The sequence below is a fragment of the Weissella confusa genome, assembly GCF_004766315.1.
GTDB lineage: Bacteria > Bacillota > Bacilli > Lactobacillales > Lactobacillaceae > Weissella > Weissella confusa_A.
The window spans coordinates 1-590 of the sequence record NZ_PVSN01000095.1; the positions used below are offsets into that span (position 1 = coordinate 1).

At 45.4% G+C, this 590-nt stretch carries 1 protein-coding gene; it reads left to right on the forward strand.

Going from position 1 to position 590, the window contains the following annotated elements; translation table 11 throughout:
* Positions 1–590, forward strand: a 590-nt coding sequence (locus C6P11_RS10845) for a transposase (RefSeq protein WP_167849577.1), incomplete at both ends; no start/stop codon positions are given.

The window sequence follows — 590 nt, forward strand, 5'->3', positions numbered from 1 at the left end:
GGCTTCGCCACGCCAGACTTGATGGAAACGTTAGAAGGCAACAATATTTTTTATACCATCCGATTGAAGTCAAATCCCCGATTGAAGCGTATGGCACTTGATGGACGATATGTTAATCTCGACAATCTTTTGACGATTGAAGGTCAGTTGACGACCGATGAATTTGAGTATCAAGCCGCCTCATGGGACAAAGCACGTCGTGTTATCGTTTTAAATGATGAACATGGCGGTACACAGTTCATCGTCACTAACCTAAGTCTTCCACAAAAAGACATCGTCCGTGTTTACCGCAAGCGTGCGGCGATTGAAGATATTATTCGCGAGCTTAAAGGTGGATTTGCCTTCGGCAAAACTGATAGCAGTTCATTTTTCGCCAACAAAGCGCGCATGTGGATCTCAGTAATTGCATCAAACTTGATGCGGTTGATGAAGAGTATTGCATTGGACGATCAGCAACAATCGTGGACAATCAACACCTTTCGAGACCGTTTGTTAAAAATCGGGGGACGTGTCACTAAGCACGCCCGCAAGGTGATCTTGACGTTAGATAGCCGCATCCAAGAACAATTCGATGGTCTGTTCTGGCGAGC